General features: G+C 59.6%; 17 protein-coding genes and 1 pseudogene. 9 read left to right on the top strand and 9 right to left on the bottom strand.

Going from position 1 to position 23,779, the window contains the following annotated elements; genetic code table 11:
* The first annotated feature begins 52 nt into the window (after window positions 1-52).
* Entirely contained in the window at window positions 53-1,357 is a 1,305-nt protein-coding gene (locus tag QO231_RS16475) for an ABC transporter transmembrane domain-containing protein (protein ID WP_316778802.1), read from the top strand.
* Here QO231_RS16475 and QO231_RS16470 read toward each other — a convergent pair.
* Window positions 1,354-6,615 (bottom strand): multicopper oxidase domain-containing protein, encoded by a 5,262-nt coding sequence (locus QO231_RS16470; protein WP_316778800.1) that lies wholly within the window; start codon window positions 6,613-6,615, stop codon window positions 1,354-1,356. The genes QO231_RS16475 and QO231_RS16470 overlap by 4 nt on opposite strands.
* An 851-nt stretch (window positions 6,616-7,466) precedes the next feature.
* On the opposite strand from QO231_RS16470, the gene QO231_RS16465 reads away from it, so the two are divergent.
* The 5 genes and pseudogenes from QO231_RS16465 to QO231_RS16445 all read left to right on the top strand — a co-directional run bounded on the left by QO231_RS16465 (window position 7,467) and on the right by QO231_RS16445 (window position 13,543).
* Window positions 7,467-7,706, top strand: a complete 240-nt coding sequence (locus QO231_RS16465) for a hypothetical protein (RefSeq protein ID WP_316778797.1) — start codon at window positions 7,467-7,469, stop codon at window positions 7,704-7,706.
* 37 nt (window positions 7,707-7,743) lie between these two features.
* The gene (locus QO231_RS16460; protein ID WP_316778796.1) at window positions 7,744-10,365 is read left to right on the top strand and encodes a tyrosinase family protein; all 2,622 of its coding nucleotides are present in this window, start codon (window positions 7,744-7,746) and stop codon (window positions 10,363-10,365) included.
* 539 nt (window positions 10,366-10,904) lie between these two features.
* Entirely contained in the window at window positions 10,905-11,942 is a 1,038-nt protein-coding gene (locus QO231_RS16455) for an IS110 family RNA-guided transposase (protein WP_316778793.1), read from the top strand.
* Between the two features lie 270 nt (window positions 11,943-12,212).
* Window positions 12,213-12,449: pseudogene (locus QO231_RS16450) on the top strand (IS6 family transposase); the annotation flags it as partial.
* A gap of 68 nt (window positions 12,450-12,517) precedes the next feature.
* Window positions 12,518-13,543: an IS110 family RNA-guided transposase gene (locus QO231_RS16445; RefSeq protein WP_316778790.1), complete on the top strand. Its 1,026-nt coding sequence runs from the start codon at window positions 12,518-12,520 to the stop codon at window positions 13,541-13,543.
* Window positions 13,544-13,869: 326 nt separating this feature from the next.
* On the opposite strand, the gene QO231_RS16440 is transcribed toward QO231_RS16445, so the two are convergent.
* Complete coding sequence (locus QO231_RS16440; protein WP_316778787.1) at window positions 13,870-14,457, bottom strand: mobile mystery protein B; 588 nt, start codon at window positions 14,455-14,457, stop codon at window positions 13,870-13,872.
* A 68-nt stretch (window positions 14,458-14,525) separates the two neighbouring features.
* Here QO231_RS16440 and QO231_RS16435 point away from each other — a divergent pair, with 68 nt between their 5' ends.
* Window positions 14,526-14,879: a c-type cytochrome gene (locus QO231_RS16435; protein ID WP_316778785.1), complete on the top strand. Its 354-nt coding sequence runs from the start codon at window positions 14,526-14,528 to the stop codon at window positions 14,877-14,879.
* Window positions 14,880-14,903: 24 nt separating this feature from the next.
* Here QO231_RS16435 and QO231_RS16430 read toward each other — a convergent pair whose 3' ends face one another.
* The 7 genes from QO231_RS16430 to QO231_RS16400 form a co-directional block, all read right to left on the bottom strand.
* Window positions 14,904-15,101, bottom strand: coding sequence for a heavy-metal-associated domain-containing protein (locus QO231_RS16430; RefSeq protein ID WP_207013790.1), 198 nt, complete (start codon window positions 15,099-15,101; stop codon window positions 14,904-14,906).
* Between the two features lie 23 nt (window positions 15,102-15,124).
* A complete protein-coding gene (locus QO231_RS16425; protein ID WP_316778778.1) occupies window positions 15,125-17,458 on the bottom strand; it encodes a heavy metal translocating P-type ATPase in 2,334 nt (777 codons plus the stop codon).
* Between the two features lie 61 nt (window positions 17,459-17,519).
* On the bottom strand, window positions 17,520-18,833 hold the full coding sequence (locus tag QO231_RS16420) for an APC family permease (RefSeq protein WP_316778775.1): 1,314 nt from the start codon (window positions 18,831-18,833) through the stop codon (window positions 17,520-17,522).
* A complete protein-coding gene (locus QO231_RS16415; protein WP_316778772.1) occupies window positions 18,833-19,504 on the bottom strand; it encodes a TVP38/TMEM64 family protein in 672 nt (223 codons plus the stop codon). The genes QO231_RS16420 and QO231_RS16415 overlap by 1 nt, the downstream gene beginning before the upstream one ends.
* Before the next feature lies 1 nt (window position 19,505).
* Window positions 19,506-19,892, bottom strand: a complete 387-nt coding sequence (locus tag QO231_RS16410; RefSeq protein ID WP_263765598.1) for a DUF302 domain-containing protein — start codon at window positions 19,890-19,892, stop codon at window positions 19,506-19,508.
* Window positions 19,893-19,958: 66 nt separating this feature from the next.
* Entirely contained in the window at window positions 19,959-20,444 is a 486-nt protein-coding gene (locus tag QO231_RS16405; RefSeq protein WP_316778765.1) for a DUF305 domain-containing protein, read from the bottom strand.
* Window positions 20,445-20,734: 290 nt separating this feature from the next.
* Window positions 20,735-21,226: an EF-hand domain-containing protein gene (locus tag QO231_RS16400; protein ID WP_316778762.1), complete on the bottom strand. Its 492-nt coding sequence runs from the start codon at window positions 21,224-21,226 to the stop codon at window positions 20,735-20,737.
* 180 nt (window positions 21,227-21,406) lie between these two features.
* Between QO231_RS16400 and QO231_RS16395 the strand changes: the two genes are divergently transcribed.
* Both QO231_RS16395 and QO231_RS16390 read left to right on the top strand, forming a co-directional pair.
* Window positions 21,407-22,132: a response regulator gene (locus QO231_RS16395; RefSeq protein ID WP_316778759.1), complete on the top strand. Its 726-nt coding sequence runs from the start codon at window positions 21,407-21,409 to the stop codon at window positions 22,130-22,132.
* Window positions 22,129-23,532: an ATP-binding protein gene (locus QO231_RS16390; protein WP_316778756.1), complete on the top strand. Its 1,404-nt coding sequence runs from the start codon at window positions 22,129-22,131 to the stop codon at window positions 23,530-23,532. The genes QO231_RS16395 and QO231_RS16390 overlap by 4 nt, the downstream gene beginning before the upstream one ends.
* Window positions 23,533-23,779: the final 247 nt, after the last annotated feature.

The raw sequence follows: 23,779 nt of genomic DNA, 5'->3' as shown, positions 1-23,779 counted from the left end.
TCATCATGCATGATGATCTCGCCGCACACGAAGTGAACTAAGGCCTCCGCAAATGTCTCTCCTGGAAAGATACCATCTGTTCGTTCATCGCGTCGCTTCGATTATCGGGTACAATTACGATGACTCTGCGCCGGAATGGATACGTCCATTCGTCCACTTGATACTTACACTTGCGCCCAGCTTTCTGCTGGGGGTGTTGATTTACCTGGGTATTCGCTTTCTGCTCTCATCTGCCCGCTCACCACGCAAGGAAGCGCTGCCTGAGCTCGTTGCGATCCAAGGAGCCGAACCGAACCTATTCAAGGCAGTGCTTGCCCATTCCCTCCGGCCGCAGCTAATCATGATCGCTCTCAGCTTGACCGCCCTGCCAATCCTCTATGCAACACTTGAGCTACCCAAGCTGATCGTCAACAACGCATTGGATTCGAACAGGTTTCCGGTCAGTTTCATTGGTTGGGAGTTCGATCAGGTTTCGTTGCTAATGCTCTTATGCGGGCTTTATCTGGTCGCGATCTTTGCTTCGGGATTGAACAAATATGTCCTGAACACCTTTAAGGGGTTCGTATCGGAGAGGTTTCTGCGCAGGTTGCGCTTGGCTATTTATCGCCACTGGCGTTTCCGGGAACACTCATCAGAAACTAGGGACGTGTTTCCGGTACTCGCCCAAGAAGTGGAGCCGATTGGCGGATTTGCTGCAAACCTCCTGACGCTGCCTGTTCTTCAGGGCGGCACGCTCTTAACCATCATGCTGTTCATGTTTGTTCAAGATCCACTGTTGGGTGCTGCGGCGCTGTCGGTATTGCCGATACAGATCATCCTGTTGCCCAAGTTACAACGGCATCTGAACAGACTTGCTCGCACGCGAATTCACGAGGTCCGAGCCCTCGGGACCCATTTGCGTCGTTCGGGCTTGGCAAGCGCGCAGCAAGGCCAAGAAATCAGAAGCGTCGCTGCAAGCCTGAAGGAACTGGAACGCATTCGACGCAGAATCTTTAGGCTCAAGTTCTTTGTCAAAGCGTTGAACAACTTTCTGACCTCTTTGACGCCCTTCCTGTTCTATTCTCTCGGCGGCTATTTTGTGATTGAAGGCCGGATATCTCTTGGTGCGCTGGTTGCCGTTCTCGCGGCACACAAGGACTTTTCGGCGCCTCTGAAAGATCTGTTCGCCTACTATCAACAAGTGGAGGATTCCCGAATTAGGTATAAGGAAATTTTCCTGTTTTTCAGGCGACATGGCGACGTCGTCAAACCGACTACGACGGGGAAATGCAAAGCGCTGCGTGACTTCAAGAACGAGGATCACCCACTACCGTGTCGCCGCATGAGTCAGCGATCCGGCGCCAATCCAGTCTGTTAGTGCAGATGCATGAATTTCCCGACCGAGGGTGTGCCGCCCAGATCGACGAGAAAAACCATATACCAACTGCGCTGCGCCAGCGAATGTGGATGCCATCCGTTGGGTGCTGTCGCGGTGATCGTCGTGGGGCCTGTGATGGCGAAATCCAGATGCACAACACGCTGTTCGCTGTCTGTCTGATGCGTTACCGCCATCGGTCGCACCAGAACGATCTTATCGATGGCAGCCGGGTCCGGGGTTTCGATGTCGAAGTCGAGCCCGTGATGCACCTGTGAGGGCAAGCTGGTGATCTCTGGCCGTGCTGCCAATGTTCCGTCGGGTGCAAAAAGATAGGGTGGACTGAAAATCTCGTAGGTCGTGTCGGCCGGGCATTCATTGCCGGCCGTGGCGACTCGCCCATCCGGCAGCAACACCGCCACCGAATGATAGGCCCTGCGATTGGCCAGCACATCACATTCCTGCCATGTCATCGCAACCGGATCATAGATCCAGCAGGCCCCGCCGCCCACGGGGGTGCCGGCTGACGGACGCCCGCCACTTACGAACACGGTGCCATCAGGCAGCGCCACGACATTGACATTGACCCGCGCCAGACCATCCGGCAAGGTCACCGGCGGACCCCATTCGGGGGTCAGCGTCGAAAGGTTGATCATCTGGAATGTGGTCGCACTTTCCGGATCCTGACCTCCGCCCACAACCATGACCTGAACGAAGGGGTAACTTGGCTGCAACAGCAGAACCGACATGCCCTTGACCCGGTCGAGCGCCTGTTCGGCGGCCGCGTCCTGGGTGCCGACATCGGTCCAGGATCCGCGCACTGGCGGCGCGGCACTGATCAGATCGAAATAGGCCGACGGCAGAGCCGAGGGGAAATTCGCCGCCCCTGAACAGCCGCCCGAATGCCAGCCCGTCGGCGTGTAGAATATCTCTCCGCCGGGCAGCAGATTCAAGCCTGGATAGATCTGCGGAAAGGACCGGTCGGCGCTGGTATCGCCGACGCCGGCAGGCCCCCAGACGAGTTCGAACCGATCTGTCGTTTCCATATACATTTCCATCTGCGCCACGTCGGTGCCGCCGGTGTCGTCTCCAGAGACCACAAGGACCCGCCCCGGTTCGTCGCCCATGGTGACAAGTGTCGGGTACCAGCGGTAATAGGCCATATCGCCGTCTCCGGGGCTGCCATTGCCCGCGGTCCGGGTCCAGGTCTCGGACACTGGGTCGAAGATCCAGCCATGGTTGTGGCGCGGTCCGGTGCCGTCGCCGCCGCCCCCGACCACCAGAAGCCGCCCGTCCGACAAGAAAGCGTGACCCGAGCAAAACAGCGAGTCGGTGGGTTTGTTGGCGGTTGGCGCGATCGTCCCCGCGCCCGCGTCAGGAGTCCAGAGCCAGGCATCCTTGCCCGTCGGCAGCCCGAAGAACAACACCTTGCCTGTGTGCAGCACCGCCGCGTGGACGGGGCGGTCGAACCCGGCACCGGGATTCGAGTAGGGTCCGGCCCAGTCGCCTTTGGCGGCCATCGAAAACATCCAGAACCAGCTGCGCAGACGCTCTGCCAGAAAGCCGTGACTTAGAAGATCCTCAATCCTCTGAAATCCGGCGAGCGGAAATGCATTGCGCGCTTTGAGCACTTTTGAAGCTTCGTCAAAACCAGTCTTGTCTGGGTGGTGCATATTCTCAGCGTGCCCGCCATGTTCGCCCTCGACCGGCGGATGCGTTTCAGGGAATTTGCGCTTTCGATATTCCACATGCAGGTGAGTCAGCACGTCAGGCGGGCTCAGCAGATCTTCGGGCCGCTTGGCTGCATTGACCCAAAGCAGCATGCGGCGCGCGGTCTTGACGTCCAGCGTGACTTCCGTGTCACCCGCCTTGCGACGACCAGGCACCGTCAGCTTGGTACCCAGAAGCCTGTCGTCTGGCAGCGCATAGATACCTTTGCGGCGCTTGACGGTGTAGTGGGCATTGGAACTGCCGGCTGGTTCCAGTTCTTCGTTGCCAGAATATTCGGCGCGGATCCGGTGCAGGCCAGGCGCCAGATCGTCGATCGTGATTGCGGCCCGTCCTTTGGCGTCAATCTTGGCCGGTCTGGCCGCACGCGCGCCGTCCACAAAGAACGTAACCGTGCCGGTAAGTTTGGGCGCGTATTTCCCTTTTTCCGGTCGGGTCGTTCCATGCAGCCGCGTCACTGTTGCTGTCGCCTTGACCTGCTCCCCCTGCGGGCCTTCCGCTTTGTCAGTCGAGATCAGCACAGCGGTTCCCGCCAGCATCAGCTGCTGCGCATGAAGATAACCTTCCACCATGGTCTTGTCGCCGGTGGTGGCCACGTCAAAGACGCAATTCTCATGCAGGCCTTTGAGCGTCACGTCCTGACAGATTTTCTTAGCATCCTCAGGGTCGATACCTTCCAGGATCGGATTCGCGCCCGGCACGATGAATTGTTGCTTGAGCTTGCAAGGCGGCTTTTCGGCGGGCCAGTCGCGATCGGTGAAAGTCGCGCTAGAGGCGCCCGAATCGTAGGTGAAGAGGCTGGTTGCGTCGCTTACGCGCCAGGCATCGGCAAAGGTTCGGTAGAGCGTGACATAACGATCCTGCAGCGCCTCGGGCCGGGGGCCCAGTGATGCACCGCTGGGCAACAGCGGCAACCAGTTGCCGTCGTGGATTTCGCCCATGATCCCTTCGACCGCCTGCGTATGGGCCACGTCGACATCCATGATCCAGACTTTCTGGCTGTTCCAGAATCGCGGCGACGCAGTCACGACCGGCCCATGCGCATAGGCGACCCGCAGGGCCGATGTGCCATTGGCCAGCACCTCTGACGTCAAGCGATGAACCCCGAGGTCGAGACCGTCTTGCGGCAGATGCGCCTGTTTGCCGTCGACAAAGAAGCGCAGCACACCCTGTTCGCGGCCGGGCTGGTAGGAAATTTGGTGCGCACCCACACGCAACGCAACGGCCGTGTTGACGCTCACGCAGGACTTCAGCCCGCTATAGCTGTCGGTGATCGGGTTGGCGGTGGCCACGGGCCATTGCCGCGCCTGAATTTCCATTCCCTGGCGGTCGCGCAGCAGGGTAAACTCGCCCACCGCCTGAAAATCGTATCGCTTGCCGTCTACAGTGTGGATGTGCGGATCGCCGATGTCCGCCCCGTCATCCGGGGCACCGACCTTGAGACGGAACACCGCCTGATCCTGCCGCCCGTCGCTGTCGGTCGCAGTGATGTAGACATAGCGCACGCCATCCGGCTCGCCGGCGGAATCGAACTCCCAGTCCCAGGTACCGGCGGCGGCCGGCGCGAGGGGCGGATTGAACGCCCCGTCGCTGGCGGTCAGGGTGACATTGTTGCCATCGGGATGCGCGAACGTGCCCTTGCGTGTCGCTGTACCGCCCGCCGGCGTATAGGTCCAGGACCCACCGACATTGACATAAGGCCGCTCGCTGCCGTCGGCCGATGTGACGACCAGTTCGCTGATCATTCCTTGATGAGCGTGAAAGAAGATGTGGCAGTGAAACAGCCAGCGCCCGAAGGCCCCGCCCATGGTAATGCCATCAGTCAGCGGCCTGTCCTCAAGTCGCACCCTGAAATTCAGTGTGTAATTCGAGGGCATATCGACATTGTCGCGGAATTCGGCGTAGGGCCAGACATAGTCGGGCCCGCCCGGCGTTGTCAGGGATATCGGCTGGAAGGAAAACCCGTGCAGATGGAACGGATGATGCGCCAACGATGTGTTCTGGATCGACATCTCCAGAACGCCACCCGGCGCGGCATAGCGCGACGACCCGACATGCGGCGCGTTGGTATAGGGCATGAACCCTGAAAAACTGCCAGCCACACCGTCGATCGTCACACCGCCGCCCGCTCCGAAAACGATGGTCTGCGTTGGAGCCACGACGCCCGGCTTGGCCGGGGTAAACCCCGCCGGGTCGAGAAAACTGTCGGTCGGTGCAGGCAGCACTTCGATCGCCTGCCCGGGAATGCCGGCGCGCAGCTGGGTTCCGGCGGGCAGTGAAAACGCCGGTGCGACCACGGCTCCCGAGACCTCGAAATGAGCCACCGGAACCGACGGCACCCTGCTGAAGCCCTGTCCCGTCCGCGCGTAGTCGCGGGTCCATAAGGTCAGCGTGCCCGTCGCCGTATCCGGGATCGACGCCACCACATCAACTCGGCTGGCGGGCGGCAAAAGAACCTCGCCCAGATCGTATTTGGTATCGAATCCGCCCGGCGTGCCGCCTTCTTCCACAACCGCGTCGAGCAATCCACCTTCGCCACCCACCCGCATCAGCAAGATCTGAGTCCCGTCGTTATTGGTCAGACGCAGGCGGAAATAGCGCGTGACCGCACAATTGACGATTTGCAGCCGCAGCCCTTGCCCTGGCTGCACCGCATAGCCGATCGCCGCGCCATCGAGCGCGCCGGGCGCATCCGGCGGGCCGGCGCGACCGCCCACATTCATGCCGTTGGTCAGAACCGTCTGACCTTCGTTAGTGCGTCCCGGACCAGCGCGTTGAATGTTTGGCGCCTGCCCGGCCAGAAAGGACGCGGGCGCAGGAGAACCGTCTTCGGCCATCGCACTGCCTGCCGGGGCAATCTCGCACAGGCTCAGGGGCGTCGGACCGGGCTGCGATGTCTGCCCGCTAAGCCACTCGGGCCGGTCGGCAACGGGAAGTGTCGTCGGGTCCACATAGGTCGCCGCATCGTTCGACCCGGCGGTCTCGCAAACGGTCGTATCGCCCAGCACCAGTTGCAGCGTATCGGTGGCGTTCGGCAGCGTACCGGCGGCAATTAACGCAGCCTCGTTCGGGTCCGTGACTATGATCATGCCGTAGAGCCCGCGAAACACCCGGTTAGTCGAGTGGAAGTGATGCGGGTGATACCAGTAGACCCCCGGGCGGGGTAGCTGGAACTTGTAAAGGTAAGTGCCGCCCGCCGGTGCCGGTGCTGGCGGTGGCGCCGCGAAGGCGGCGGCCAGACCGTTCTGTGTGACCGGCGTGCCATCGGTGGCGTTCGCCAGTTCGATCCCATGCCAATGGATGCCAGTCCGGTGCGGTAGGAGATTCACCAGCCGGATGATCGCCGTGTCTCCGACGTTGAACCGCAGTGTCGGGCCGGGAATGGCTCCGTCATAGGTCTCGGCTTCCATCATCACGCCGCCGCCGATGTCGACGGTTTGAATGCTGGCCGTGATGGTCGTCTCGACAACGTTTGCGGCGGGGTCCGAATCTGTGGGGGCAGGGGTGACATAGGGTGTCATGCCAGTTGTCATGGCTCAATATCTCCTTGATGGTCAAATACTTGAGTAAGCATGACTCACGCGGCACAAGAGGCTTTGAACGGGCACCAAGCTTGTGCTGTGACGCACAAACAAATGGAAACAAATTAGCGTATCTTGCGCATACCCCGGAGTGGTGCACACCTGTACCCGGGTAAGAATCCGAGGCCTGAGACCCACTTTTCCCGCTATGAGGGTATCACTTTTTATACTTTCAAGATAGCCGCTTCGTTGCGCTCTCTTGCCGGGAGCGTCGATGATCCGCCGTTTTCGGCGGGCCGGATAGGTGCGGGCCAAGACATTGGGACCCGAATCACGGTGCCCTGACATCGTGCTGACTGCATCTGTTGCAGGGGGTGGCGTTCCGCGCCGACTGCGAGGCTGACGGTGCGGTCTGATGTGGAAAACCGAGGACGATGGAACTTCGGGTATGCCATTGATCGAAGGGATATCTCGTGTAGGTGGAGGGGGGCCTGCCCCATTGATCCTGGCACGGTTCCGTCAATCTGAGGTTGCACTGCTTTTCACCGAGGCGAATTTATGGTAGTATTTGAGGATCTTCTGGTGGTGCCGTAGCGTCCGACCGTTCTGCCTTTGATTGCACGGTCTGACACGCCTTGGGGGGGTGTGTCTGTCGCTCCGGGACGACACAAAGAACCTTGGAACTCAAAGCATTTTTCGCAGGTGAACCTGTGTGGATCCGTAGACCCACTGAGATGATGTGACGGAGTAATAAATAGCGACCAACAACGCGCACCATGAAAATTGTATATGCAGCATTGTTTCTCCTGTTTCTGGCGGCCTTCAGTCTCCTGATCGGGAGCCCAGACAGATTGGAGAAAGAGATGGCGGGAAAAACCCAAAAGAAATCCCAAACAGCCAAGCCCGATGCCTTCAGGATCGGAGACGCCGAGGTGGTGATCACGCAAACCGACGTGCGCGAGGTTTTGCAGATCAACGGCCGTGTCGAGCCGTACTTCAAGACGGACGGCGGATACCGCCTAAAGCGCGACGTTTATCAGAAACCGGCCAAGTCATTGCGCTCCGCAGTAGAGCGCTACCTCAAAGCAGAGGAAGCCCGGTAGACGCAAACTGAACTCTTTATTTTAAGGAGAATTTCACATGCATTGCAGAATTGATTTTATCGAAATGGCTCAGGATAGCGATGCACTGGATCGTCTCGCGGACGGGCTGAACGATCTCTGGGACCGGGGGATCATTCAGGCACGTGCCAATGAGCACGACATCAATTTCATGAACGGCATCCACTGGGCACCGCAATTTATGACCTGGCACCGGCATTTCCTGCTACGCTTGGAACAAGACCTGCAAAGTTTCGACGCACGCATTGTGCTTCCCTATTGGGACTGGACCCGTGCGGATTCGCGCGATCTGGACGTCGAGCCATGGAAATCCTTCTTTGGCGGGCGCAACAATACTGACGGCCGTTTTGACCATTGGACTTATACCCGCGCGGCGACTGGCGGTGCAACCGTGTTGCCCGATCTCGATGTTGTTCAAAGCGAACTCGCCGACAAGGCAGACTATACCGCGTTCCGCGCCATCGAATGCGGTAGCCATTTTCCGGGACACAACTGGATTGGCGGTACCATGGCTTCAGGTTCCTCTCCGCTCGATCCGCTATTCTATTTACATCACGGCAACCTCGACCGGATATGGGCGATCTGGCAGCTCAACAATCCCGGCGCTGTACAATACGACACGACAGCGATCGGCTGCGATGATCCTGTGCCGGTTGTGGAGCTGAACGATCCGATGATCGGCGGTGCAACCCCCGCTTCAATGCTGGATCACACCGCATTGGGCTACCGCTATCCGCGCGATATCCCCCTTGAATTGCATGTTGCCGGCGATCCTGATTTTCCCAACTTCCAGTCCGGCGACCCGATCAACGCCACGCTCGTGACGCCGCAGGTGGTGTTCAATGATGTACCCGCTGACGAAACCGTTATGCGTGCGGCTCTCTTTGACGTCGAAACCTGCGCACCGCTGAGTTTCGAGGTGGAATCCGGGCCGACGGGCGATTTCTCGTTGTTCCAGCCCGGCCCTCATCCGTTCCCGAGCTCAGAGTTCGCCACCAACGAATTCCGCATTTGGGTCATGTTCACAGGTGCCGGCGCCGCAACCATTCCGATGGGCGGCACGGTCAATGACCCCGGCGGGACGATGACAGTCGTCGGTCGTGATCCCGATGGCAACGAGGTGCTGCGCGAAGATATTCTTCTGCTGGCCAACACAGTCGCCCGTCCGACGGCGGCCGTCGCGCTGGTGCTCGATGAATCCGGCAGCATGTTGTCGGACGCTGGCAACAACCGGATCAGACTGGACGTCCTGAGGAATGCGGCCAAATCACTTGTGGACACACTATATGACGACAATGGCCTGACGCTGATCTCTTTCTCCGACACGGCCGCAAAGCTGACCGATCTGACCGAGGCGGGGCCACTTGGGTCGACCGCACGCATGGCCGCCCACGACGAGATTGACCTGCACGGGCCGCCCAATGCCCAGCCGCTCACATCGATCGGGGCGGGGCTGGAAGTGGCGGCCAACGAATTTGCGACCGCACCGTTGGCGGGCAATTTCGATGTCCAGGCCACGGTCGTCTTCACTGACGGTTACCAGACGGCGGCGCCTTATGTCGACGATGTCGCCGCACTGCTGACCGACAGAGTCTATGCCGTGGGCATCGCGGATGCCGATAATGTGCAGAACGACACGCTGGAGGCGCTGGCCAGCGGCAGCGACGGCTTCATGCTGGTCACCGGCGCGCTGACGCAGGATGACGAATTCCTGCTGGAGAAGTTCTTTATCCAGGTGCTGGTCGGCGTTACCAACCAGCAAATCGTCAAAGACCCTTCCGGCTGGCTGAGCCCGGGCGCAATTGCACGCATACCCTTTGACATCGCGGAGTCCGACTATGCCTTTGACACCATCGCGCTGTCGCAGGCACCTCACTATGTTATGACAGCTCTCGAAGCTCCCGATGGAACAATCATCCGGCCTCAAGACCTGCCTACCGCGGCGCATCGGATCGGCCATAACCTGAATGGATTTCGGGTGAATTTGCCGGTCGTCAAGGAAGGCACTGGCCATTGGGCAGGGCGTTGGCATCTCCTGATGACACTTGGCATCAAACGGCCAAAGACCGCGGCGGCGGCCCGTTTCAACGATGATGTCGGTCTGCCCAACGCCACGGTGCTGCGATACGCGGCCATCGTGCACGCGCGGTCCAATCTGCGCATGCGGGTGCGTGCGGAACAGGCAAATACCAACCCCGGTACAGCGATCCGGCTCATGGCATGGCTGACGGAATACGGCCAACCGTTCCGGGGCAGTTCCACGATCGACGTGGCGGTGACTGATCCCGGGGGCGACACCGGCACCTTGAAAATGACCCATCAGGGCAATGGCAGGTTTGCCGCGCAGCACGTGCCGGATCAAAGCGGCGCCTTTCGGTTCCGGCTGATGGCTCGGGGGCTCAGCGCCCGCGGTAGCGCGTTTACCCGCGAGCATCTGGTCACCGCACTGGTTGGCAGGCGCAGGGAAGGGCCGACCGGCGGCGTACCCGTTCCCACGGATGGGGGCGCTGAGCTGATCTGTAGGCTGATTGAGTGCTTCAATAAGAACGGGGTTTTCGATGACCGGTTCCGCAAACAGCTGGAGGAACTGGGAATTGACTGGAAAGCGATGCAGGCGTGTTGGCGAAGAGCCTGCCGCTGATGTTCCACATCTGGCGCCCTTTCGCAGCGCTCGCTACGAGCTACGACCCGCCATTTATAGAGAGCGCCGCGAAAGGGCGGTAGGTATGCCGCAGATTCCGCCAAGGCAGAACGACCGGCATCCGGCATCAGGCATGGCGTGATTTGCAGAATCGCGGAGAATGGCATGCCACGCATGCGAAGTTTTCTGCGCGAGCATTCGCCGCGTCCGCAAGAGTTCGGATAATCCGCAATCTCCCAGTTCGTTCGCCGTGCAGCGAAGGTCGGTTTGATCCAAATCTATCGCCGTCCCAAGCTACGCAACCGGGCAAGCTGTGCCGGTTCTGTCGCAAGCTTTTAGAATATGGGCCTGCTTACCAAGCTGTGATAGGCGCCGACCTTTGAATTCGAAGGTGAGTATCGGAACGTGACGATTGACTTCAAAGATGGTGTATCGCGGCGGCTGCGATTTCGAATGTCGTATTTGGGTTGCAGCCCCTTCATTTAAGATGATGTGATCGGGGTCATCCTGACCTTGAGCATCAAGGAAGGAATGGCGATATGGCACATTTTGTAGGATTGGACGTTTCGGTACAAGAAACAGCGGTGTGCGTTGTCGATGAGGTCGGTAAGGTGATCTGCGAGCGCAAAGTCCCAACTGAGCCGGATGACATAGCTGCTCTGCTGACCTCGATTGGCGGTGATTATGCGCGGGTCGGGATTGAGGCAGGACCATTGTCGCAATGGCTGGTGAACGGGCTGCCCGAGGCGGACCTGCCTGTCATATGCGTCGAGACACGGCATATGAAAGCGCTGCTCAAGGCCCAGCAGATCAACAAGAGTGATCGCAATGACGCCCGCGGGATCGCCCAGATGATGCGCGTGGGATTGTTCAAGCCGGTGCATGTCAAGACGCTGGCCGCTCAGGAACAAAGGATGCTGCTGACCAGTCGCAAGCTGCTCCAGCGCAAATTGCTCGACATCGAGTGCGACATGCGCGGCACGCTACGCAATTTCGGCCTGAAGGTCGGTGTGGTCAGCACGAAGAACTACGAAGCGCGTATCCGCGAGCTGGTTGAAAGTTTCCCCAGACTGGCCGCAATCGTTGATCCTCTGCTGACGGTCCGGCAAGTGATGCGCCAGCAATTGGCAACCCTTCACAAGATGCTACTCAATATGGTGCGTGACGATCCGGTGTGTCGACGGTTCATGACAGTCCCGGGTGTTGGTCCGGTTGTTGCACTGACCTACCGAGCATCGGTTGATCAGCCGCACCGCTTTGTGCATTCCCGGGATGTCGGCGCGCATGCCGGTCTGACGCCAAAGCGATATCAATCAGGCGAGATCAACTATGACGGCGGCATCTCCAAATGCGGTGACGCCATGCTGCGGAGCATGCTCTATGAGGCGGCACAATCGATGCTGACTCGTTCCAAAAAATGGTCATGGCTCAAGGCTTGGGCCATGCGGGTTGCACAGCGACGCGGCATGCGGCGCGCGACCGTAGCACTTGCCAGACGCATTGCTGTCATTCTCCACCGCATGTGGATTGATGGCACCGACTTCCGCTGGAGCAACAGCGCTGTAAAGGCGGCCTGACAAACACGCTCTGGTCCCGAGATCTGCCTCGGCAGAATGATGTCCTCACGGGGACGACGGGTGGAGCGAGTTCGCACTGGCTGCAGATCCTGCTGCGTTTGCAGCAAGGGCGCTTCAAAGATTGAACCACTCCATCCTTCTTACCCCATCATGAGGCGGCCACACGCCGACCTCGAAGAGAAGCACGAGCTCCGTGACGGCACATCGGCTAGGCAGATCAATAGCTCAAAGGAACATAACATGACATGACATGATAAACCCACTCTTGACATAGGCCGCGATAGAGAAGGCAGCCAGTATCCGAAAAATGTCATCCTGTACGCGGTGTTTTTCTATGTTCGATATGCGGTTTCCTATCGCGATTTGGAGGAGATCATGGCGGAACGAGGTGTCGAAGTTGACCATGCTAGCCTGAACCGGTGGGTCTTGAAATATGCCCCGTTGATCGCCGTAAACGCCCAGGCTAGGAAGCGACCAACCGCCGTTTCCTGGCGGATGGATGAGACTCTGAGTAATTGAGCGACTGCTCTCTATGTCGGTGCATACTTGCATCGAAACAATGACAGGAGAGCGAAATGGAAAAGTGTTATGTTGGGTTGGACGTTTCGAAAGAGGAAACGTCGATTTGCGTCTGCAATCAAAGTGGCGATGTGTTGTCCGCCGCACGGGTGGTGACCGATCCGAACACAATTTTGCGGGCACTAAGCAAACACACAGGGTCAATGCAATGTGTGGTCCTTGAAACCGGCCGGATGGCGAATTGGTTGTACAATGAACTATGTGATCGAGGGCTGCCAATGGTTTGCATCGATGCCCGACAGGCACACGCGGTCCTCAGCCAGATGCACAACAAGACCGATGCAAATGATGCAGCCATGTTAGCAGAGTTGGCGCGGACCGGGTTCTACAGGAAAGTAGAAGTCAAAAGCCGAGGGGCCCAGGAACGCCGCGCCTTGCTGAAAGCCCGGGAAGTTGCTCTGAAATCCCGCGTGAATGTTGAGAATACCATTCGTGGACTTCTGGCCAGCTTCGGGCTGCGCCTCCCAAAACACTTGTCGACCTACGAACAGCGGGTTCACGCTCTCTTGCGGGACCAGCAGGTCTTGTCGGGAATCGTCCTGCCTCTGCTTGAATTACGCACAGCGGCTCTTCGTCAGGCTGCCGCGTTGACCAAAGAAATGGCCAGATATGCAAAAGAGGATGAGGTGTGTCAGCGTCTCATGACAATCCCGGGCGTCGGACCGGTGAGTGCTGTAACCTACGTTGCCACGATTGATGACCCGAGCCGGTTTTCCAAATCGAGATCAGTTGGCGCGTATCTTGGTCTGACGTCACGGCGCTATCAATCAGGTGACATGGACTATGGCGGCAGAATATCCAAACGGGGTGACGCCATGTTGCGCTCAACTCTGTATGAAGCCGCCAGCAGTTTGCTCAATCGCGTGAAGCCCGGCAAGGGATCGGGATTGCAGAGCTGGGCCAGGGCCCTCAAAGCGCGAACCAGCCACAAGAAGGCGGTTGTTGCATTGGCGCGAAAGCTTGCAGTTCTGATGCACGCCATCTGGATGAATGGAACGACGTTTCAAACGAAGGAGGCATAGTCAGCTAAGTAAACGCAGCGAAAAGTCTGCTCACGAGTTGCCGTACCGACCAACACGGCAGGCAATCGACCGAACCCGTTCGATCTACATGCGGCCCCAAAGGACAGGACCGCGCATGAGACCTTAGGGGGTCGAAGCCTTGAACGCCGAGATGAAGCGCCAAACGGATGACTTCGGAAAGAACCTTGCAGGTGGTCGATACGGGAGTAAACTCACCGAGTGCAGTCACTCAATTAAAGAACTTACATCAAGGTCAAAGGCAAGTGGGTAGAGGTGGTCCTGGAATTTCGACCAGTTTTCTGCCGCAATAAGCTATAGCATTGGTTTCATGTCAGGCGGCAGCCTTCAAGCACGGGGTTGGGGTACCTTGCGAGTGACCGCACGAGTGCCACCAAGGGCTCGAAGTCGTGCTGATCGGCGGCTCTGAGAGCTGCGATGTAGGCTGACCGGTGTGCACTTTCGGCGTTCAGCGTTCCACCACCAGACCAGTCGAGGAAGATGTCCGGATCGATCTTCGCCAAGTAGGCGTCCGCCATGATCCGCGCCCAACGTCCATTGCCGTTCGCAAAGGGATGGATCCAGACAGGACGGTGATGCAGGCGCGCCGTGGCTTCCAGCGGCTCGAAGCTTTTGTGGTCGCGCCAGCACCGCGCATCATCGAGGCAGGTGCGCAGCTCTGTTGAGATGTGCCAGACCGGTACCCCTATGTTCTTGTCTGTCAGACGGAAAACGCCGGCCCAGTCCCAGGCTTCCCCGAACAGGCGTTTGTGGATTTCGCGCACTGTGGCATCTGTCAGGACGTCAAACGATTTTGGGCGTCGGTCGAGCCAGGTCAGGCCTGAGATGATGTTCTCCCCTTCCAGTTCGTTCAGCTCGCCGCGCGTCGCAATGTGCTTGGCCTTGAGGCCCGGCATCCTCATTCTGGCAGGGATCGTCCTTTTGGGGACTGCCTGGGTCGCGATCTATCTGTTTGCGCGCGACGGTGGCGCGCGGCCGCGTCCTTTACGACACGAACTGCGCCGTCTGCCACGGCCGAAATCTGGAGGGTCAGCCGGACTGGCAAAGCGCGGGGTCTGACGGACGTCTCCCCGCGCCGCCCCATGACGCCACAGGCCATACCTGGCATCATTCCGATGCCGATCTGACCGCCTATATCGCCCTTGGTGGCGCGGAGGCGCTGGCGCATATGGGTGTGACCTTCGATAGTGCCATGCCGGGTTTCGGAGACGTGCTCAGCACCCAAGAAATCGCGGACATCCTGGCTTATATCAAATCGCATTGGCCCGAGCGCGAGCGCCAGGTCCAAGCGGAGCGTAGCGCGTCCGACGGCAGATGACCGAACGACGCACCATGGGGCGGCTCAGACCGAAGCCGCAGGATATCCGGCCTCTGCCAGCGACGTCTTGACACGCGCCGCGTCAGTGCTGCTCTCGACCGATATGCGTCGCGCCGCCATATCGAACTCGATGCGTGCCGCCGGGTCGAGGGCGTGGATCGTTTTTTCGACCGTCGCCTTGCAATGGCCGCAGCTCATGTCGGGAATGTGGAACGTTATCATGCATATCTCCTTCTTTGGTTTGTCTATAGATCAACGCGCCGCAACCGCAGTGCATTCGTAATAACCGAGACCGAAGACAAGCTCATCGCCGCCGCCGCGATCATCGGCGACAGCAACAAGCCTGTGACGGGATATAGCAGCCCTGCCGCGATCGGCACGCCGACGGCGTTGTAGGCGAAGGCGAAGAACAGGTTCTGCTTGATGTTGCGCAGTGTGGCGCGGGCCAGTTTGCGTGCCCGGACGATGCCCATGAGGTCTCCACCGAGCAAGGTGATGCCTGCGCTTTCCATCGCGACATCGGCACCCGTGCCCATGGCGATGCCAACGTCCGCGGCTGCCAAGGCGGGGGCGTCATTCACCCCGTCGCCCGCCATCGCGATCTTGTGGCCATCCTTGCGCAACTGGTCGATCAACTTTTTCTTGTCTTCCGGCAGGACGCCCGCGCGCACCTCGTCGATGCCCAAGGTCGCTGCTACCGCTTGCGCCGTGCGCTCATTGTCGCCGGTCGCCATGATCACACGCAGCCCTTGGGAGTGTAGTTCCTTGATCGCCTGTGCGGTTGAGTCCTTGATTGGATCGGCTACCGCCACGATGCCCGCAAGGGCGCCATCAACCGCGGCGAGCATCGCCGTCTTGCCCTCGGCACGCAGCGCATCAGCCTTTTCCTCGGCCTGAGTCGTCTCGAGGCCCATCTCTTGCATCATCGCGGTATTGCCGAGGGCGACGGCGTGCCCGCCGACGTTGCCGCGCACGCCCTTGCCGGTAACAGCCTCAAAATCCGCAGCCTCCTGCCGTGCAGCGCCTTGCGCTTCGGCCCCTTCGACAATGGCTTCGGCCAGAGGATGTTCCGAGCCACGTTCAAGCGCTGCGGCCAGCGAAAGAATATCAGTCTCAGTGACATCGCCAAGGGTAACGGTATCGGTCAGCTTTGGCTTGCCCATGGTCAGGGTGCCCGTCTTGTCGACGATCAGCGTATCGACGCCTGCCATGCGTTCCAGCGCCTCGGCATCCTTGATCAGCACACCTGCCTGCGCTCCGCGCCCGGCCGCCGTGGTGATCGAGATCGGTGTGGCGAGGCCAAGTGCGCAGGGGCAGGCAATGATCAGAACTGAGACGGCAGAGGCGATGGCAAAGACCAGCACCGGTTCGGGCCCGAAGATCATCCACATCACAAAAGCGAGGATCGCCACCCCGACCACAGTCGGCACGAAGATCGCCGAGACACGGTCGGCCATGCCTTGAATCGGAGCACGCGAGCGGCGCGCGTTCGATACCATGGCCACGATCTGCGCCAGCACTGTATCAGCGCCGACCTTGCCCGCCTCAATCACCAAAGAGCCGTTCTTGTTGATCGTGGCCCCGGTCACCGCATCGCCCGGACCCTTTTCAACAGGCATTGACTCGCCGGTCAGCATGCTTTCGTCCAATGAGGATCGCCCGTCGACCACCACGCCATCGACCGGAACCGCATCACCCGGCCGCACCCGAAGCCGGTCGCCCTCCATGATGTTTTCCAATGGTGCGTCGTATTCAGTGCCGTCTGGCAGAATGCGCCGTGCGGTCTTTGGGGCGAGGTCGAGAAGTGCGCGGATCGCGTCACCGGTGCGTTCCCGCGCTCGCAGTTCCAGCACCTGGCCTACGAACACCAGCGCGATGATCACGACCGCCGCCTCGAAATATGTGCCGACACCTTGGCCCATCCGGTAGACTTCGGGGAAGACGCCCGGCAGGAACGTCGCCACGATGGAGTAAAGATAGGCCGCCGCCACGCCGAGGCTGATCAGCGTCCACATATTGGGCGAGCGGTTGATCACCGAATTCCATCCGCGTTTGAAGAATGGCAAGGCCGCCCAAAGCACGATGGGCGTTGCGAGCACGAACTCCAGATAGCTGGCGTTTTGATGGCCGATCCAGTCCCGCACAGGCAGGCCAACGAGCTCGCCCATCGTCAGCACGATGAGCGGGACCGCTGCGGCCGCCGAGATCCACATCCGGCGCGTGAAGTCGGTTAGTTCTTCGCTGGGCTCGTCCGACGGCAGCATCGGCTCCAGCGCCATGCCGCAGATCGGGCAAGGCCCCGGCGCGTCGCGGACGATCTCGGGATGCATCGGGCAGGTGTATTGCACGTTAGCGGGTGCGGCCTTCTTGCGCCCTTCGGCGCGGCCCGAGGCGTAGAACCACGGATCGCCTTCAAACTTCGTCTGGCATTTTTCAGAGCAGAAATGGAAGGTCTTGTCCTCGAACTCTGCGTGCCGCGTATCGGACCCGACCGCGACCGTCATCCCGCAGACCGGATCCTTTGCCGTTTCAGCGCCTTCGGGAATGTTTGACTTTGCGTGCTGATGATCGTGGTCCATATCGTGCCGACTTTCTTTTGATTTGTTTCAGCGTGAGGCATCCAGTCACTGGAACATCAAGCTATTTTTTAAGCTGATCGTGATCGGTCTCGCCTACGGGATTGCGAGCGAGAAAGACGCCCACGAACGCGAACACCAGTGCCATGCCGATGACGCCAAGTATGACGATCAGCGGGTCGGATTGCCATTTCAATGCCGCGAAGGCGGTCAGGACCACGGCGTCCAGTGCGATCGCGGTCAACATCACCCAGCCGCGTGCCCCGATCTCGTGGCATAGGTTTCGGTAAACGCCCGCGTGAATGATCATGTCCATCACGAGATAGAAGAAAGCCCCAAGCGAGGCGATGCGGCTAAGGTCGAAGAAAACCGTCAGGACACCTGCAATCACGATGGTGTAGACCAGAGTGTGATCCTTGATCGTTCCGGGCATCCCGAAATGGCTGTGCGGGATCATCTTCATCTCGGTCAGCATGGCCAGCATCCGCGTGACGGCAAAGACGCTCGCGATCAAGCCCGAGGCGGTGGCGACAAGCGCCAGCGCCGCCGTCAGATAGAAGCCGGTCTGCCCGAGTGCCGGCCTGGCCGCCTCTGCCAAGGCATAGTCCTTGGCCGCTACGATGCGGTCGAGTGTCAGGCTGGAGCCGACTGCGAAGGCGACAAGCAGATAGACGATCACGCAGATTGCGATGGATAGAACGATGGCCCGGCCAACGTTGCGGTGCGGTTCGGTGATCTCGGCCCCGCTGTTGGTAATGGTAGTGAAGCCCTTGAACGCCAGGATCGACAGGGCAACAGAGGCCACAAAGCCGGTAGCACCCGTATCCCCACTGGTTGCCTCGAAGTTGAAGCCGCTTGCCCAGAGGCCTGCGACTCCGAACAACGCAATGCCGCCGACTTTGATAACAGCCATGATTATGGACAGAAGTCCGACAGAGCGGCTGCCTGATATATTGATAAGATATGCAACAATGATTAACCCGACGCCAATGATCGGGACGAGGACACTTTCCGGGTCGCCGCCAAAGGCCCGCAGCGTGTAGGTGCCGAAGGTCCGTGCGACGAGACTTTCGGCGATGACCATCGACAGTGCCATCAGGAGCGCTGCCCCCGCTGCGACCGTTGTCGGGCCGTAGGCTTTCTTCAGAATCATCCCGATGCCGCCCGCCGACGGAAAGGCGTTCGACATCTTGATGTAAGTGTAGGCACTGAACGCGGTCACGATCGCCCCGGCGACGAACGAGAGAGGAAAAAATGGCCCTGCAAGCTCAGCAATCTGTCCGGTCAGCGCGAAGATGCCCGCACCGATCATCACACCTGTGCCCATGGCAACCGCGCCCGACAGGGTGATGCTGTTCTCTTTATAGCCTTTCGCCATCAGGTTTCCTTTCCAGAGTGTTGCTTGGTTGCGATCCAGAGAAGGGGCAATCCGGTGATCAGGCCGAGCCCCAGCACCGCCCATGTGGTCCGACCAATATCGCCGCTGACAGCTTCACCGCCAAAATGCGCGAGGACAAAACTCGCCGGAATGATGCCCGCCAGCGTCGCCAGTGCGAAACGCCAGGCGTGCAGGCGGCTGAGCCCAGCTGCGTAGCTGATGATGTCGAAGGACACGAAGGGCATCAGGCGGCTGGCAAATACGGTTCCCGTCAGCGCGTTCTGCGATCCGAGCAGTCCGGCATCAACTCGATCACCGAACACCCGCCGCAAGACATCATGCCCCAGAACCCGTGCCAGACCGAAGGCAATCAGCGCCCCCAGTTCGGCTCCGATCACCACCTGCACTGTGCCCCAGACATGCCCATAGGCAGCACCTGCGGCCAGGGCGATCGGTGCGCTCGGAATGGGACTGGCGACCACCGCAACGGTCATGAGGCTGATGATCAGAACCGGCCCCCAGAGACCAGCGCGCGCCACCAATGTTTCAAGCGCTTTGCGGTCCAGAAGCTGCTGGGCATCAACCAGCAGCGACGGCGCAAACCACCACACCCCGAGAGCGACCAGCCCGAGGAATGCAATCGTCGCCAAGATGCCGGTGCGCAAGCGCATCTCAGATCGCCTCGACCGCCTTCTTCAGGAGATCGCGCACCTGACCGGCAACGGCATGCAGTTCGGTATTGTCTATCGCTTGCATAGACGCCACCGGGTCGATGGCGCTGACCTCCACACCGCCCTCGACCTCGCGCAGGATGACGTTGCAGGGCAGCATCGCGCCGACACGCGGTTCAATTCCAATGGCCTCGTGGGCCATTTTTGGATTGCAGGCGCCGAGGATGCGATAGGCAGGCATCTCGACATCCAGCTTCTTTTTCATCGTCGCCTTGACGTCGATCTCGGTCAGGATGCCGAATCCCTTGTCGGTCAATGCCGCGCGAGTGCGCGCGTCGACTGCGTCAAATTCAGCGTCCGCTATCAGGCGGTTGATCGTGTAGTCCATTGTCGTTCCTTTCGATTCTTAACTTTGATTCCAGCAGCGACATCTACTTTCCATCCGGCTTCGGCGTCATTCTAGTTCGGCGCGGGGTGTGCCTGCAGGTGCCTCGCCGTTCGCCTCGATGTTAGCGATATATCGCTTCATTTCAGCGATTTCGCTGAGCTGCGCTTCGATGATTGCATCTGCCAGTGCCCGGACCCTCGGGTCCGAGATATCGGCCCGCTCGCTGGTCAGGATGGCGATGGAATGGTGCGGGATCATCGCCCGCATCCAGGCGAGGTCGTCGATCGTCTCCTGGCTTCGAACGAGCCAGAGTGACAAGGCGAAGGTTACAGTGGCGCCTGCGAAAATCGCAAGATTGACCCTCTTGTTGGAATACATACCCAGCATGAAAGCGAGCATGATGATCGCCATCACCGCACCCATATAGATCGCCATCCACATGCGTGTTTGCGAGAAGAAGATGTGGTCGAGCGCGTAGGTGTTAAGATACATCAATCCAAACATCACGACCGTCGAAGTCGCGATCATTGCAAAGAAACGTACGTAGTTCATTTCTTACCTCCGATTAATTGTCGCACTTATCTCAACTTTATTCGGGCGCCTAACGTTCCCAAATCGAAAATGCCTGGGGCTTTGCAAGGTAGTGTAGCCACTATTTGCGCAGGTATTTGATCAACGCCGCAATTGCGAGACCGGCCAGCACAATGATTACGATCATCCAGAGCCAGCCAAAGCCCATTCCCAAACCCATACCATATCCGTTCATCATCGTTCCCTCCTGATCCGTGATCGGATTGCCCCGCCACACGCGGCGTCGCGCGACTGGCGGGGAAAATAGTGTGTCAGTTATTGCCCATCATGCCGTGTCCCGCGCCCGGCATGTCGCCCTGCCGTCCACTCATGTGGTCTTGCATCATCGCAGCCATTGCCGCCATTTCAGCGTCCGTCACCTGCGCGTCGCCGTCCGCATCATGCATCTGGAAGGCGCGCAAAGTCATCGGTCGGGTATGAGCCGCGTGCATCACCGCAAACTCCTCCAGCGAAAGTGTGCCGTTGGCGTCGGTATCATAGGTCGAGAGTTCGGCCTGAATGCCCGCTGTCATTTCTTCGGGGCTGAGCGTGCCATCGCTGTCGGTGTCAAACGTGGCCATCGCGTAGCTCCCGGACCCACCCATCATCATGCCCATTGCGCGCACCATCGAGTTGTCATGGCCGCCCATCATACCCATTCCGCCGTGCTGCATTTGGGTCTGCTGGGCAATTACCGGCACCGCGACGGCGCCAAGGCCGAGGGCAGCAACAGCGGCGAAGGCGAATTTGCTTGAACGTTTCATTCTGTTTTTCCTCTATTGGATTGTGATGAACCCAATTTGGGGCGCAGGTGTCCCATTAGTTTGTCAGCCGGGACGGTCTTTTGTATCAAACTGTCGCAAACAGCAGCGCAGAGAGGATTTGCGACAATCTTCTGTGCGCGCTGTCAGCAGCTTCGGCTAAGGATGTCATCAGGAGACATTATGACGCCCCATCCGCCCAACATTCTGATTGTCGATGACCACCGCGAGATTCGCGATGCGCTGGTGAGGTATCTTGAAAAGAATGGCATGCGGGCGACTTCGGCCGCAGACGCCGTGGCTATGGACGCGGCGATGAAAGTCGGACAGTTCGACCTGATCGTGCTCGATGTGATGATGCCGGGCGAAGATGGTCTGTCGGTCTGCCGCCGCTTGCGCGCGCAGGGCGGGATCCCGATCCTGATGTTGACCGCCTTGGGCGATGAAACTGACCGCATCGTGGGGCTGGAAGTCGGGGCAGATGACTACCTGCCAAAGCCGTTCAACCCGCGCGAGTTGCTGGCCCGGATCAAGGCAATCCTTCGCCGGTCCGACCGGGCCGAAGTCGTGGGCGGCAGTCTGGCCGGCCGCCGGCTGGCATTCGATCGGTGGGTGCTGGATACCGATCGTCGGACCCTTTCGGAAGCCGACGGCGCCGAAGTGGCGCTCACCACCGCCGAGTTCCGCCTGCTCACGGCGTTTCTGGAACGCCCGCGCTTTGTACTAAGCCGCGAACAACTGCTCGACCTGACCTCGGGTCGCGCGTCGCAAGTGTTTGATCGAACTATCGACAACCAGATCAGTCGCCTGCGTCGCAAGATCGAGGCCGACCCCGCCAAGCCCGCATTGATCGCGACCGTATGGGGGGGTGGCTACAGCCTTGCCGCCGATGTGAGGGCGCTTCCATGAAACAGCGGTTCTCCTTTCTACGCCAGATCTTCCCGCATTCCCTGGGGGGTCAGTTGCTCGCCATGCTGTTGCTGGCATTGGCCATCACGCAGGGACTGGGCCTTTTGTTGCTAACAGATGAGCGCAACCGGGCCGTGCGCGCGGCGCTGGGGTTGGAGGCGGCGGGACGTGCGGCGAATGTGGTATTGTTGCTGGACGATGCCCCCGCCGATCTGCGCCCTTCCATCTTGCGGGCCGCAGATTCACCACTGGTCAGGTTCGAACTGGGGGCCGAACCGGAGGCGCAGCACACTAGCAGCGATGCTGATGTCGTTCTGCGCCAAATCCGGCAGGTCCTCGGCGAACCGGAGCGGGAGGTCCGGGCCGATGTCCATGCCCTTGCAGTTGATCCATTTCCCACACCCGACGGCATGCCTGAAGCAATGCGCCCGATGCACGAAGCAATGATGGCGGGACGAACCGACCCTGTCGAGATGACACTGTCGATCCGTCTGGCGGGGGGCGAATGGTTGAACGTGCGGACGATGTTTCATCGGCCTGGCCTGCAGCTTTCACCGCAAGCCTTGTTGCCACTGCTGCTGATGGCGGTAGCCGTCGCTTTGGTTGCATGGTGGACTGCGCGTAGGGTGGTTGGCCCGATGCGCGTCCTTTCAGTTGGCGCCGACCGGCTGGGCCGAGGGCTTGAAACGGATCCGTTGCCGATAACGGGTCCGGCCGAGGTGCGTGATACCACGCAGGCCTTTAACCGGATGAAAGATCGCCTGACCCGTTTCGTGAACGAGCGCACCCATATGCTTGCGGCCCTGAGCCATGACCTGCGTTCCCCCCTGACTGCGATACGGCTCAGGATTGAAATGCTGGACGAAACCGAAGACAGTAACCGGCTGAAGGCATTGGTCGAGGAGATGCAGGCGATGGTCGAGGCCACGCTGGAGTTCGCGCGCGGTGTCGCCAAGGCAGAGGCCACCGTCACGGTCGACCTTGCTTCGATGCTAGGGGATCTGGTGAACGATGTTGGGGGCGATCGCGCAACCCTCGCACCCATCGAGCCGCTGTTCACGACCATCCGTCCCCACGCTCTTAACCGCGCCCTGCGCAATCTGATCGACAACGCGATCCGCTACGGTGGCGTCGCCAAAGTGACCCTGACGCAGGAACCGGGGGCGGTTATCATATCCATCTCTGACAAGGGTTCGGGATTACCCGATGATCAGCTTGAGGCTGTCTTTGAACCCTTCGTGCGGATTGAAAGTTCGCGAAACCGCGACACAGGCGGCGTCGGCCTGGGCCTCGCGATTGCCCGGACCATCATTCAGGCACATGGTGGTTCCGTCGTGCTACGCAACTTGCCAGACCACGGACTGGAAGCCGTTGTTCGCTTGCCGCTCGGAGAGGAGTGATCAAACCGGACCGCACCCCGAAGCAGGTTCCAACCATACGTCGTCGTTTTATCGAGACACTGCGGCGCATTGAATTCATTCGCTTTTTTCGGGACCGTTCCAAGAGTGGGGGTTATGCGACTTGTTTGGCCTCTGCCAACCTGTCATTGATATTTGCCGTTCGGACTTGGAGAAGGTTGTAGGCACCCTTTGTCGTCCATCGCATATGCTGTGATTTCGCCATCCGCGCATTAACGATGAAATCCGC

It is taken from the genome of Sedimentitalea todarodis (genome assembly GCF_032595355.1).
In the GTDB taxonomy this organism is placed as follows: Bacteria; Pseudomonadota; Alphaproteobacteria; order Rhodobacterales; family Rhodobacteraceae; genus Sedimentitalea; species Sedimentitalea todarodis.
This window is presented reverse-complemented; position numbering and strand designations above follow the sequence as displayed.

Coding starts and splice junctions, on each gene's coding strand:
- QO231_RS16425 (WP_316778778.1), bottom strand. CDS start 17,458: ATGGACCACGATCATCAGCACGCAAAGTCAAACATTCCCGAAGGCGCT.
- QO231_RS16470 (WP_316778800.1), bottom strand. CDS start 6,615: ATGACAACTGGCATGACACCCTATGTCACCCCTGCCCCCACAGATTCG.
- QO231_RS16430 (WP_207013790.1), bottom strand. CDS start 15,101: ATGATAACGTTCCACATTCCCGACATGAGCTGCGGCCATTGCAAGGCG.
- QO231_RS16475 (WP_316778802.1), top strand. CDS start 53: ATGTCTCTCCTGGAAAGATACCATCTGTTCGTTCATCGCGTCGCTTCG.
- QO231_RS16460 (WP_316778796.1), top strand. CDS start 7,744: ATGCATTGCAGAATTGATTTTATCGAAATGGCTCAGGATAGCGATGCA.
- QO231_RS16410 (WP_263765598.1), bottom strand. CDS start 19,892: ATGGACTACACGATCAACCGCCTGATAGCGGACGCTGAATTTGACGCA.
- QO231_RS16445 (WP_316778790.1), top strand. CDS start 12,518: ATGGAAAAGTGTTATGTTGGGTTGGACGTTTCGAAAGAGGAAACGTCG.
- QO231_RS16465 (WP_316778797.1), top strand. CDS start 7,467: ATGGCGGGAAAAACCCAAAAGAAATCCCAAACAGCCAAGCCCGATGCC.
- QO231_RS16400 (WP_316778762.1), bottom strand. CDS start 21,226: ATGAAACGTTCAAGCAAATTCGCCTTCGCCGCTGTTGCTGCCCTCGGC.
- QO231_RS16420 (WP_316778775.1), bottom strand. CDS start 18,833: ATGGCGAAAGGCTATAAAGAGAACAGCATCACCCTGTCGGGCGCGGTT.
- QO231_RS16440 (WP_316778787.1), bottom strand. CDS start 14,457: ATGCCGGGCCTCAAGGCCAAGCACATTGCGACGCGCGGCGAGCTGAAC.
- QO231_RS16455 (WP_316778793.1), top strand. CDS start 10,905: ATGGCACATTTTGTAGGATTGGACGTTTCGGTACAAGAAACAGCGGTG.
- QO231_RS16415 (WP_316778772.1), bottom strand. CDS start 19,504: ATGCGCTTGCGCACCGGCATCTTGGCGACGATTGCATTCCTCGGGCTG.
- QO231_RS16390 (WP_316778756.1), top strand. CDS start 22,129: ATGAAACAGCGGTTCTCCTTTCTACGCCAGATCTTCCCGCATTCCCTG.
- QO231_RS16395 (WP_316778759.1), top strand. CDS start 21,407: ATGACGCCCCATCCGCCCAACATTCTGATTGTCGATGACCACCGCGAG.
- QO231_RS16405 (WP_316778765.1), bottom strand. CDS start 20,444: ATGAACTACGTACGTTTCTTTGCAATGATCGCGACTTCGACGGTCGTG.